Origin of the sequence: Enterobacter sp. MEB024 (assembly GCF_030209635.1) — a bacterium.
Lineage (GTDB): Bacteria > Pseudomonadota > Gammaproteobacteria > Enterobacterales > Enterobacteriaceae > Enterobacter > Enterobacter ludwigii.
On sequence record NZ_JARVRQ010000002.1, the window covers coordinates 80120 to 92507 of the forward strand.

Here is a 12388-nt window from a genome sequence, read left to right on the forward strand (position 1 = left end):
CGCGCAAAGCGTTGCTAATACTTGAGCCTTACCGCGCATTTCCCTCGCTGATGCGCAACTGGTTGAAATACGTTTTAACCTGATAAAAAGGCAAATAACAATGACAATCTCCTCTGTATTGCGTACCAAAGATAAAATAGGTTATGGCTTAGGTGATATGGCCAGTGCGCTGGTCTGGCAAACGGCAACCTTATTTCTCGCCTATTTCTATACGGATGTTTTCGGTTTGCCGGCGGCCATCATGGGTACCATGTTTTTAGTGGTGCGCGTGGTGGATGCTTTTGTCGACCCCTGCATCGGCGCGCTGGTCGACCGCACCCAGACGCGGCACGGTCGCTTTCGTCCCTGGCTGCTGTGGTTTGCCATCCCATTTGGCGTAAGCTGCCTTATCACCTTCTATGTGCCGGACGTCGGGCCGACGGCGAAAATCGTCTATGCCTGCGTCACTTACGCCATCTTAAGCCTTATTTATTCCGCGATTAACGTCCCGTATTGCGCTATGCCCGGGGCGCTGACGCTGGATCCGCGTGAGCGTCACTCGCTGCAGTCCTGGCGCTTCGGCCTGTCGTTCATCGGCGGGTTGATTGTGACGGTGATCGCCTTACCGCTGGTCTCGCTGTTAGGCCAGGGCAACGTTCAGAAAGGCTATTTCTATGCCATGAGCATGATGGGCCTGCTGGGTATTACTCTCTTCTTCTGCTGTTTCCTGATGACCCGCGAGCGTTATTCCCCGCGCAATGACACCTCGGGTTCGATGATCGGCGATTTAAAACTGCTGGCCGGAAATAGCCAGTGGCGAATTGTTTTCTTGTTTAATATTTTGCTGTTAACCGCAGTGGTGACGCGTGGTTCTGCCACCATGTATTACGTGAAATATGTGCTTCTGCGCCCGGAGCTGGTATTTGCCTTTATTGTTTCCGGGATGGTGGCGTCCTTAACGGGGGCATTATTATCTGAACGTCTGTTGGGGAAATTTGACCGCGTCCGTGCCTATCAGTGGACCATTATTTCCTTCGTGATTTTCGGCGCGCTGATTTTCTTTCTGCCGCCTTCGCAGATCTGGCTGATTTTTGGCCTCAACATTATCTTTAGCTTTATTCAGAACCTGACCACGCCGCTGCAGTGGACCATGTTCTCTGATGTGGTCGATTATGAGGAGCATCGCAGCGGCCGTCGTCTGGATGGTCTGGTCTTTTCTACCGCGCTGTTTGCCATCAAATTTGGTCTGGCGCTGGGCGGGGCGGTGGTCGGTTGGGTTCTCGGGATGGTGGATTATGCGCCCGGTCAGGCAACCCAGGCACCGCACGTGCTCTCTACCATTAATGCGCTCTTCACCCTCATCCCCTGCGTGCTGTTCCTCTGTATGGTCGCGCTGCTGACCATTTACAAACTCAACAGCAAGCTCGTCAATTCCATCGCCCGCGAGCTGGCCAGCAAACGCGAGGTGCGAGACGAGACAGGACAACTCACCCCGGCCACCCATTCCGCAATACAGGAGTAACACATGACTGCGATTTATAAGGACGCGGGACGTCCCGTGCATGAACGCGTCGCCGACCTACTGGCACGCATGACCCCGGAAGAGAAGTTCGCCCAGATGCATGCCTACTGGTTGATCCTCGATGAAAACGGTAACCACCGCGAACGCAGCGATCTGAGCGATGAATTCGCGGGTGTGAGCGAACAGGCTGCGCTTAGCGAACGGCTGAAACTGGGGGTGGGACAGATTACGCGTCCACTGGGCACCCATATCGTTGATGCGAAAACAGGCGTGCGTGCCGCTAACCGCCTGCAGCGCATGATGATGGAAGAGACGCGCCTCGGTATTCCGGCGCTGTTCCATGAAGAGTGCCTGGTGGGGCTGTTGTGCAAAGATGCCACGCTGTTCCCGTCGTCGCTGAACTACGGTTCGACCTGGGATCCGCAGCTGGTGCAGCGTGCGGCAGAACAGATTGGCAAAGAAGCACGTTCTGTTGGCTGCCAGCAGGGGCTGGCCCCGGTGCTGGATGTCTCTCGCGACGTTCGCTGGGGACGCACCGAAGAGACCTTCGGAGAAGACCCGTGGCTGGTGGGGGTGATGGCTACGGCATACGTGAAGGGTTTGCAGGGCGATAAGCGCGATCTTCTGGCAACGCTCAAACATTATGTGGGCCACTCCTTCAGCGAAGGGGCACGCAACCACGCGCCGGTGCATCTGGGCTTTAGCGAACTGAACGACACCTTCCTGCTGCCGTTTGAGATGGCAGTGAAGCTGGCCAATGCCGGTTCGGTGATGCCTGCCTATCACGATATCGATAACCAGCCCGGACACAGCGACCACTTCCTGATGACAACCGTGCTGCGTGAACAGTGGGGGTTCGATGGGATCATCGTTGCGGACTACGGCGGCGTGAGCCTGCTGCACCAGCATCATGGCATCTCGCACGATGCCGCCGAATCTGCAGCGCTGGCCTTCAATGCCGGGCTGGATGTCGAACTACCAAAAGATGACTGCGCGCGTCATCTGGCAGAAGCCGTTGAGCGCGGACTGATTTCCATGGCGAAAGTCGATGAAATAGTGGCACGCGTCCTGACCGAAAAATTCCGTCTTGGCTTGTTTGAAAAACCGTATGCCGATGAACAGGGCATCGATTTGCAAAATGAGGCAACGCGTCAGGTTGCAAGGGAAGTGGCGACCCGTTCGCTGACGCTGCTTGAGAATAACGGCATTTTGCCCCTCGGCGGCAACCCTCGCGTGGCGGTCGTCGGGCCAACGGCAGACGATCCGCTGGCGCTCCTCAGCGGTTACAGTTTTCCGGTGCACTTAATTATTAGCGACATGGTGGAAGAGACCTCGCAGGTCACGACACCGCGCGCGGCGCTCGAGCAGTATCTGGGGGCCTCGCGGGTACGTTATGCCAAAGGCTGTCACATTATCGAAAAACGGATGGCGGGTGCGCCGGTGTTTCCGGGTGACAGCGGCGGTAAACCCATGCAGCAATCTCCGGTTTCGCAGCGTACCGACCTGATCCCTGAAGCCGTGAAAGCCGCACAGGAGAGTGACGTGGTGGTGGCCTGCGTTGGCGATCTCGCCGGGCTGTTCCAGAGCGGAACCGTCGGGGAGGGCTCTGATACCGACTCTCTGAATCTGCCGGGCGTACAGCAACAATTGCTGGCTGCGCTGGTAGCCACCGGCAAGCCGGTTATCGTGGTCATGACCGGCGGGAGGCCTTACAACCTTCAGGGGCTGCAAGATAACGTCGCCGCGCTGATGATGGCCTGGGCGCCAGGGCAGGAGGGCGGCTGGGCGATTGCGGATGTATTAACGGGCCGCGCTGAACCGCAGGGACGTCTGGTGGTCAGCGTGCCGAAAAGCGCGGGAGCAATGCCCTATTACTACAACCACAAGCTCAAAAGTGGCGGCACACCGTTCGCTTTCCATTTTGGCTCCCGCTATCCCTTTGGCTTCGGTCTCGGCTGGACGCAGTTTAGCTGGGGAACGGCGCGCGTGGCTGAACCCCGCGTTCCGATCGACGGCGAGGTGGTTGTAAGCCTGGATATCACCAATACCGGTGAGCGCAGCGGCAGCGAGGTGGTACAGGTCTATGTCCGGGATAACGTCGCCACGCAGGTGCGGCCACTGCAGGAGTTGAAGGCGTTCCAGCGCGTCACGCTCTCACCGGGTGAAACCGCCACGCTCACCTTTACGTTGCCCGTTGAGATGTTCAACTTTACCCGTCGTGACGGCAAACGGATCGTCGAACCGGGTGAATTTAAGCTGCAGATTGGTGCATCGTCGGCGGATATTCGCGAGGTGGTGACGGTCAATGTGACCGGGGAAACCCGTGTATTGTCAACGGAATGGCGGATGCTCAGCACCTGTGACGTCAGCCGCGCGTAATCAGGATAAAAAAAAGCCCATCGTGGGAGATGGGCAAAGACTACACACAGCAATTCGTTGTTTCACTCAGGGGATTTCCATGCTTATAAATCAAGGTGTTGATTTATAACCGTGTCCTAATAGTAGGCATGTCAGCTTTTAGCGTCGATCAGATTCGTCTCAATAGTTAAAGAGACGTAAAGATTTCTTGAGGTTAATAGGGGACTTAGAGCCGTAATATCGGGTCTGACCAGTGCGCAACGAATAAATACTTTAGCAACGTTTAAGTATTGAAGGGGAATATGTAGGCCGGGTACGCGACTGCGTTACCCGGCCTGTCCATTACTGCTTGTTCTTATCTTCCAGCTCTTCCAGTTCGCTCAAAATCACGTCCGGGTCCGTTCCCGGAGGCGGGATTTCGTGCACCCAGGCGGAGAACAGACGCCAGGTCACGGCCAGAAGCACCGGACCAATAAACAGACCAATCATCCCAAAGGCAATCAATCCACCAATTACGCCTGAGAGAATAAGGATCAGCGGCAGGTCTGCGCCCATGCGAATAAGGATGGGACGAATAACGTTATCCATGGTGCCGACCACGCAGCTCCAGACCAGCAGAACGGTGCCCCACGTGGTATCGCCGGTCCAGTACAGCCAGATAATGCTGGGTACCAGCACCAGCAACGGACCCAGTTGCGCAAGGCAGGTCATCAGCATGACCACGGTGAAGACGGTGGCGTACGGCACGCCAGAAATCGCAAGACCAATACCGCCCAGCACCGCCTGAACCAGCGCCGTTACCACGACGCCAAGCGCAACCGCGCGCACGGCCTGCGCCGCCAGCAGAACCGCGGCATCACCCCGTTTGCCCGCCAGGCGAGTGGCAAAATGACGCACGCCTAAAGCTACCTGCTCACCGCGCCAGTACAGCAGGGCGCTAAAGACCAGCATCAGCGTACAGTGCATCATAAAGCGGCCAATGTGCGCCGCCTGACCCACAAACCAGGTGGTGGTAGTGCCAATATACGGGCGCACTTTCGCCATCAGCGCGCTGCCACCCATCTCCAGCAGGCCATGCCAGCCGCTGTAAAGTTTTGCGCCAACAACCGGAATGCTGTTAAGCCAGGCGAGATCCGGCGGCGTCAGATCGCCACTGGTCACGGCGCGAATCACCGGGCCGCTGGAGTCGACAAGGCTGTTGACCAGCAACGCAACGGGAATAATGAACAGCAGGAACAACAGCAACGTCATCACCAGGACCGCCAGCCCACGACGTCCGAAGAGCAGTTTCTGTAACCGTAACAGTAAAGGCCAGGTGGCAACCACAACGGTTGCAGCCCAGGCGAAGCCGAGAATGAAGGGTTGAACGATCCACAAACACGCAATAATCATGAGGGCCAGGAACAGCACCGACAGCAAAATTTGCGCAACATCCCTGGGCTGGCGAAGATTGACCATAAATGAAACTTTCCTTAATTGAACACCAGCGTGGCTGGCGGGAACGGAAAACCGCGATTCTCTAATCATTAATGATTTCAGCGATTTTTGACAGGCGAATTCTGCCTGTAATTCTGCAGAGCGTATAAGAAAAAAATGTGATAAAACTTTTACGATACACGCAAACGATTTCACACCTCTAATTAGGGTCGACAGTAATGATCCCACAGATTTCTCAGGCACCTGGCGTCGTTCAGCTGGTGCTTAATTTTTTGCAGGCACTGGAGCAACAGGGTTTTACAGGGGATACCGCCACACATTATGCCGACAGGCTGACAATGGCGACCGACAACAGTATCTACCAGCTTCTTCCCGATGCAGTCGTGTTTCCCCGTTCAACGGCCGATGTGGCGCTTATTGCGCGACTGGCAACGCAGGAGCGGTTTACCTCGCTGGTGTTCACGCCACGCGGCGGCGGCACCGGCACCAATGGTCAGGCGCTGAACCAGGGCATCATCATTGATATGTCGCGCTATATGAACCGCATCATTGAGATCAATCCCGAAGAAGGATGGGTGCGTGTCGAAGCGGGCGTCATCAAAGATCAGCTTAATCAGTACCTCAAGCCTTATGGTTACTTCTTTGCCCCCGAGCTCTCTACCAGCAACCGTGCGACAATCGGTGGGATGATTAACACCGATGCCTCCGGGCAGGGGTCGCTGGTCTACGGTAAAACCTCCGATCACGTTCTTGGCGTGCGCGCGGTGCTGCTGGGCGGCGATATCCTGGATACCCAGCCGATGCCGGTCGAACTGGCGGAAACGCTGGGTAAAGACAACACGGCCAACGGGCGGATTTACCGCACCGTGCTTGAGCGCTGTCGCGATAACCGCCAGCTGATCCTCGACAAATTCCCTAAACTGAACCGCTTCTTAACCGGCTACGATCTGCGTCATGTCTTTAACGATGACCTGACGCAGTTTGATTTAACCCGCGTGCTGACCGGCTCCGAAGGGACGCTGGCATTTATTACCGAGGCGCGGCTGGACATTACGCCGCTGCCGAAAGTGCGTCGGCTGGTGAACGTCAAATACAACTCCTTCGATTCTGCCCTGCGAAATGCACCCTTTATGGTTGACGCGCGGGCGCTGTCGGTGGAAACCGTCGACTCTAAAGTGCTTAATCTGGCTCGGGAAGACATCGTCTGGCACTCGGTGAGTGAGCTTATCACCGACGTACCTGATAAAGAGATGTTGGGTCTTAACATCGTTGAATTTGCCGGCGATGACGAAGCGCTGATTGAAAGCCAGGTCACCACGCTCTGTCAGCGGCTGGACGAACTGATTGCAGCAGGCGAAGGTGGGGTGATTGGCTGGCAGCTTTGCAGCGAACTCTCCGGCATTGAGCGTATTTACGCGATGCGTAAAAAAGCGGTGGGGCTGCTGGGCAACGCGAAGGGGGCTGCCAAACCGATTCCCTTTGCTGAAGACACCTGCGTCCCGCCTGAGCATCTGGCGGATTACATCGTTGAGTTCCGCGCCCTGCTGGACAGCCACGGTCTGAGCTACGGCATGTTCGGCCACGTGGATGCCGGGGTGCTGCACGTGCGTCCTGCGCTGGACATGTGCGATCCGCAGCAGGAGATCCTGATGAAGCAGATCTCCGACGATGTGGTGGCGTTGACCGCGAAATATGGCGGTCTGCTCTGGGGAGAACACGGGAAAGGGTTCCGCGCGGAGTACAGCCCGGCGTTCTTCGGTGAAGCGCTCTACGCTGAGCTGCGTAAGGTCAAAGCGGCATTCGATCCGGATAACCGTCTCAACCCGGGTAAAATTTGCCCGCCAGAGGGCGTCGATGCCCCAATGTTGCAGGTGGACGCCGTCAAGCGCGGCACCTATGACAGACAAATCCCGATTGCGGTGCGCGCCTCCTGGCGCGGTGCAATGGAGTGTAACGGTAACGGTCTGTGTTTCAACTTCGACGTGAAAAGCCCAATGTGTCCGTCGATGAAAATTACCAGTAACCGCATTCACTCGCCCAAAGGCCGCGCAACGCTGGTCCGCGAATGGCTGCGTCTGCTGGCCGACCGCGGGGTTGATCCGCTGAAGCTGGAACAGGAATTACCGGAAAAACGCGCCAGTCTGCGCTCGCTGATTGAACGTACCCGCAACAGCTGGCATGCGAACAAAGGCGAGTATGATTTCTCCCACGAGGTGAAGGAGGCCATGTCCGGCTGCCTGGCCTGTAAAGCCTGCTCAACCCAGTGTCCGATCAAGATTGATGTGCCGGAGTTTCGCTCACGGTTCCTGCAGCTTTACCATACCCGCTATCTGCGTCCAATGCGTGACCATCTGGTGGCGACGGTGGAGAGCTATGCCCCGCTGATGGCGCGTGCGCCGAAGACCTTTAACTTCTTCATCAATCAGCCGCTGGTGCGAAAGCTTTCCGAAAAACATATCGGGATGGTGGACCTGCCGCTGCTGTCAGTCCCTTCGCTACAGCGTCAGCTCGTGGGGCACCGCTCGGCGAACATGACGCTGGAGCAGCTTGAGGCGCTGACCCCTGAGCAGAAAGCCAAGGTGGTGCTGGTGGTGCAGGATCCGTTTACCAGCTACTACGATGCCCAGGTGGTAGCCGATTTTATCCGTCTGGTAGAAAAACTGGGCTATCAGCCGGTGGTACTGCCGTTCTCACCAAACGGCAAAGCGCAGCACATTAAAGGTTTCCTTACCCGTTTTGCGAAAACGGCGCGGAAAACCGCTGACTTCCTCAACCGGGTGGCGCAGCTAGGGATGCCGATGGTCGGTGTCGATCCGGCGCTGGTGCTCTGCTACCGCGATGAGTATAAGCAGACGCTGGGGGAGCAACGCGGTGATTTCCACGTCATGCTGGTGCACGAGTGGCTGCCGGCGGCGCTGCAACAGGCGACCGTGAAGGATGTGAGCGGTGAATCGTGGTATCTGTTCGGCCACTGCACGGAAGTGACGGCACTGCCGGGCGCACCCGCGCAGTGGGCTTCCATCTTTGCCCGCTTCGGCGCGAAGCTTGAGAGCGTCAACGTGGGCTGCTGCGGCATGGCAGGTACCTACGGGCACGAAGTGAAAAACCACGCGAACTCGCTCGGTATCTATGAGTTGTCGTGGCATCAGGCGATGCAGCGTTTGCCGAGGAACCGCTGTCTGGCTACGGGCTACTCCTGCCGAAGCCAGGTGAAACGGGTTGAAGGGAACGGGGTGCGTCACCCATTACAGGCCTTACTGGAGATAATTGGATGATCTGGAAACGAGCCGTGACGCTGCAGGCGCTGAATGCCATGGGCGAGGGGAGTATGGTAGGGCTGCTGGACATTCAGTTCACTCGTATTGGCGAGGATGAACTGGAGGCCACGATGCCTGTCGATCATCGCACGCATCAGCCGTTTGGTTTATTGCACGGCGGCGCATCCGTCGTGCTGGCCGAAACCCTGGGGTCCGTGGCGGGCTATCTTTGCACCGAAGGGGAGCAAAAGGTCGTCGGGCTGGAGGTGAACGCGAACCATATTCGCTCGGTGCGAAGTGGACGGGTGCGCGGCGTTTGTCGCGCGCTACACGCCGGTAGCCGCCATCAGGTGTGGCAGATTGACATTCTTGACGAGCAGGATCGGCTCTGTTGCTCGTCGCGACTGACGACGGCGGTCGTGTAAAGTTTTCAGATGTTTTGCCTTTGGTCAAAAACTAGCCAGCCTCTTGTGATATACTGGTCAGGTTTTGTACATAAGCGAGGACATCATGGATACTGAAATAACCCCAACACAGCTGGCAATTGAATATTTACGTCGTGATAAAAGCAACCTGTCTCCGGCGCAGTACCTGAAAAAGCTGAAACAGCTTGAACTGGAGTTCACAGATTTGCTGGCGCTCTCTTCAAATGAGCTTAAAGAAGAGATCTACTTTGCCTGGCGGTTGGGCGTTCACGTCCATTGATCGTGACAGTAAAAAAAAGGCCGCGTCAGCGGTCTTTTTTGTATCTGACATTCAGTACCGGGCAGGCAGTTTATTGATTTTAACGAGCCTGCCATCTTCTATCTCAATGAACCCGCCTGTTTTCAAATCCGCCAGAATACGCATTACCCCGCTGCGCGACAGCTGGGTTTTTTCGCGAATATACCGCTCTGCGGTGATGGCGTTGCGATAACTCTCATCTTCATCCATCAGCTTTATCAATTGCTGGCGAATCATCTCATAGGCCGTGGGCGCGCCCTGAGGCATCACATTATTGTATAGCCGGTTATAAACAAACATCAGGTGCTTAGACAACAACCCCCATAACCCATTCTCTTTGATAACGGCTTCCACCTGAGCGGTGGTAAGCATACCCGTCAGGCAGGGGGTCACGGTTTTAAGATAATCATTGAAGTAGATGTCTGTCAGATTGGCGAGGCCAAAAAGCGCCGGGCTACGTGCGGTGGTGAGCATCATGTTGTCGCTTCTGCGGTAGATAGCAACGGTGCCTTCGAGGATCAAATAGCACACGCTCTGGCCATTCACCTGGAGATCCAGCTGTTCGCCGGGAGCAACATTGCGCGTGGTACAGTAGGGTTGCAGGAATGAAATCAGTTCTCGCGCGTAAGGAGAACCACGATGCATTTTTTCAGTAGAGGACATAACCTATAACCCGTAGCGATAACCCCCCTGATTATAGCGTTACTCCTTATCGTAAACACGAGGCCAATCAGTATTTACGTGGTAAATGACGGATTTCCAGCAGCACGCCACGCTCCATCGTGATGTACTTTCCGGTACGCAGTTCCGCGAGAATACGCATAATCCCACTGCGTGAAAGGTAGGTTCGACTCTTGATATACGCTGCCGCCGTGATGTTTTTCCGTACGGCATCTGGCTCCTGCATCAGTTCGACCAGCTGGAACCGGATAATGTCATAGGCTGACATCTGCGATATTTGCGCGCAGTGCTCGTATACCCGGGAGGCGGTATAGATGAGTAGCTTTGAAAAATGTTCCCATAAGTTTTTTTCCGCCACGATCTTATTAAAATTATCCAGAGAGACATGCGCTATTTCTGAGGTTTCAAGCGCTCTGACGTACAGATGTTCAGAGGAGAACTGGCTGCTGACACCCAGAATAAAAGGTGAGGACTCTGAGTTTAAAACAATACCATCGCCACGACGATGCAGCGCAACGCTGCCGTGTAACAGCAAAAAACAGAGGCGAACATCATTATTGTGATACTGAATAATTTCGCCTTTCGCGAGAATATGCCTTTCCGTAAAAGGCAGCACAGTACTGATTAACTTATCAATATGGGCATACGGCTTTAAATCCAGTACGGTAGATTTTACATCGGTGAGGACCGCTGTCATTCGCGTGTTCATAAGGTGCTCCACTGCTTTCATTGCGATCATGGGTGACCGGCGTAGAGAATTATCTTAAAAAACAGCGACTACGGGAATATGCAGCACAGGTCTAAAAGTAGACTTTCAATATTATCCTGACTAACATTTTGAATTTAATGATCTTAACACTCCGGTCTATTAATAGACTGCCTGTTATATGCATAAGGCATTCCTTATTTACAATGTTTTATTTTTGTTAATTACGGGTCTACGGAAAGACTCCGAAAATGATTGTCGACGTCAACGGAGTTGTATAAATTTTATTTCATCGACAGCAAGTCATATGCGTCTTCAGACGTTTAATGAAATAAAGTTATTTCATTTTTTTCGCTGCTGTCTGTAAAAGGCAAAACATTAAGCGGGTGAAAAAACCGACGCGTCTTTTTGTCTGAATGTTAATAATAAATAAAGTGATACAGGATATAGCATGATGAAAAAAACACTTCTTCTGGCAACGATCGCAGCAGGTTCCGTACTGACAATGGCCAATGCGTTTGCCGCTGCAGGTACAGTTAATTTTAACGGAAATATTCTGGATTCTGCCTGTGATGTTGATGTGGCATCGCAGAACCAGGTGGTTGTACTTGGGGATTATTATAAAACAGAGTTTACCGCGACGGGGGCGAGAACCGCGGCAACGAAATTCGATATTATTTTGAAAAACTGTCCGGTCTCGGTCACGAATGCCAAAGTGCGCTTTGACGGTACTCCGGATGCGTCTAATAGCAATCTTCTGGCGATTGACACCTCCGTGGCGGGGGCTGCAACGGGCGTGGCGATCAACCTGATGACCGCGGATAAAGCCGACCTGCCTCTGCATGGCAGCAATGGTTACACCTACATGCTCAGCAGCTCCGCAGACAATACGCTCAATTTCTATGCCCAGTATATTTCGACCACGGCCAGCGTCACGGCAGGCCCGGCGAATTCTGTCGCCAACTTCTCGGTGGTTTATAACTAGCTCTTTTGCCTGAACGTCGGGGCCGCCCCGGCCCCCAATTTTATGAGGAACAGAATGTATTTTTTCAGAACCCCTTTACTGGCAACAGCGTTGTTATCTCTGATGCTGTCAACGGCTCATGCCGGCGTCATTATTGGTGGTACGCGCATTATTTTTGATGGCGCTAAAAAGGAAACGTCACTCAGTGTGAATAACCCTGATGGTACGCCGTATTTAATTCAGTCATGGATCGACGTGCAGGAAGGGGCGTCAGGCAAGGTGCCATTTATTATTACGCCGCCTTTGTATCGTCTGGATGGCGGGCAAAAAAACGTTGAGCGCATCGTGATGACGGGGGCACTGCCTCAGGATCGGGAAAGTTTATTCTGGCTGAATATTAAAGCGATTCCGTCTGCCTCAACGCAGATGAACGCATTACAAATTGCGGTTAAAACGCGCATCAAACTGATTTATCGGCCCGCTGAGCTGCACGCGTCCACGCCTGACGAACAGGCCAGTCAATTACGCTGGCGCAGAACCGGGAATGAACTTCAGGTTAATAACCCGACCGCGTATGTCATCAATTTTAATGAAATCACCCTTGGGGGTAAAAAAATCGATGACGTGTCGTATGTCTTACCCGGTGGCTCAGTCCGTTTCACGTTACCGCAGGGGGCCAGCGGCAGTGTACTGACGTTTAAAGTGATTAATGACTTCGGCAGCCCTGGGGGCGCGCATCAGGCAACCTTATAACCGGTGAA

Annotated in this window: 10 protein-coding genes and 1 other RNA gene; 7 read left to right on the top strand and 4 right to left on the bottom strand. The window is 54.4% G+C overall.

Annotated features, from left to right (window positions below):
* Positions 1–100 precede the first annotated feature (100 nt).
* Positions 101–1501: an MFS transporter gene (locus tag QRN24_RS02605; protein ID WP_284942301.1), complete on the top strand. Its 1401-nt coding sequence runs from the start codon at positions 101–103 to the stop codon at positions 1499–1501.
* A gap of 3 nt (positions 1502–1504) precedes the next feature.
* The gene (locus QRN24_RS02610) at positions 1505–3880 is read left to right on the top strand and encodes a glycoside hydrolase family 3 N-terminal domain-containing protein (protein ID WP_284942302.1); all 2376 of its coding nucleotides are present in this window, start codon (positions 1505–1507) and stop codon (positions 3878–3880) included.
* A 5-nt stretch (positions 3881–3885) separates the two neighbouring features.
* Here QRN24_RS02610 and rprA read toward each other — a convergent pair.
* Positions 3886–3993, bottom strand: an RNA gene (gene rprA, locus QRN24_RS02615) — antisense sRNA RprA.
* Between the two features lie 208 nt (positions 3994–4201).
* Positions 4202–5317 carry an AI-2E family transporter YdiK gene (gene ydiK, locus QRN24_RS02620; protein WP_020884383.1) on the bottom strand — a complete coding sequence of 372 codons (1116 nt, stop codon included), beginning with the start codon at positions 5315–5317 and terminating at the stop codon, positions 4202–4204.
* Between the two features lie 197 nt (positions 5318–5514).
* Here ydiK and ydiJ point away from each other — a divergent pair, with 197 nt between their 5' ends.
* The 3 genes from ydiJ to QRN24_RS02635 all read left to right on the top strand — a co-directional run bounded on the left by ydiJ (position 5515) and on the right by QRN24_RS02635 (position 9258).
* Positions 5515–8571 carry a D-2-hydroxyglutarate dehydrogenase YdiJ gene (gene ydiJ, locus QRN24_RS02625; RefSeq protein ID WP_284942303.1) on the top strand — a complete coding sequence of 1019 codons (3057 nt, stop codon included), beginning with the start codon at positions 5515–5517 and terminating at the stop codon, positions 8569–8571.
* Positions 8568–8978, top strand: coding sequence for a 1,4-dihydroxy-2-naphthoyl-CoA hydrolase (gene menI, locus QRN24_RS02630; protein WP_284942304.1), 411 nt, complete (start codon positions 8568–8570; stop codon positions 8976–8978). Before ydiJ ends, menI begins: the two co-directional genes overlap by 4 nt.
* Before the next feature lie 85 nt (positions 8979–9063).
* The gene (locus QRN24_RS02635; RefSeq protein WP_003857766.1) at positions 9064–9258 is read left to right on the top strand and encodes a YdiH family protein; all 195 of its coding nucleotides are present in this window, start codon (positions 9064–9066) and stop codon (positions 9256–9258) included.
* Between the two features lie 51 nt (positions 9259–9309).
* Here the strand turns inward: QRN24_RS02635 and QRN24_RS02640 are convergent, their stop codons facing one another.
* Together QRN24_RS02640 and QRN24_RS02645 are read right to left on the bottom strand one after the other, a co-directional pair.
* Positions 9310–9939 (bottom strand): winged helix-turn-helix transcriptional regulator, encoded by a 630-nt coding sequence (locus QRN24_RS02640; RefSeq protein ID WP_044858819.1) that lies wholly within the window; start codon positions 9937–9939, stop codon positions 9310–9312.
* Positions 9940–10006: 67 nt separating this feature from the next.
* Positions 10007–10666 (bottom strand): winged helix-turn-helix transcriptional regulator, encoded by a 660-nt coding sequence (locus QRN24_RS02645; RefSeq protein WP_025204381.1) that lies wholly within the window; start codon positions 10664–10666, stop codon positions 10007–10009.
* 451 nt (positions 10667–11117) lie between these two features.
* Between QRN24_RS02645 and QRN24_RS02650 the strand changes: the two genes are divergently transcribed.
* Both QRN24_RS02650 and QRN24_RS02655 read left to right on the top strand, forming a co-directional pair.
* Positions 11118–11648: a fimbrial protein gene (locus tag QRN24_RS02650; protein ID WP_020884377.1), complete on the top strand. Its 531-nt coding sequence runs from the start codon at positions 11118–11120 to the stop codon at positions 11646–11648.
* A gap of 54 nt (positions 11649–11702) precedes the next feature.
* Positions 11703–12380, top strand: a complete 678-nt coding sequence (locus QRN24_RS02655; RefSeq protein WP_020884376.1) for a fimbrial biogenesis chaperone — start codon at positions 11703–11705, stop codon at positions 12378–12380.
* The last annotated feature ends 8 nt before the right edge of the window (positions 12381–12388 follow it).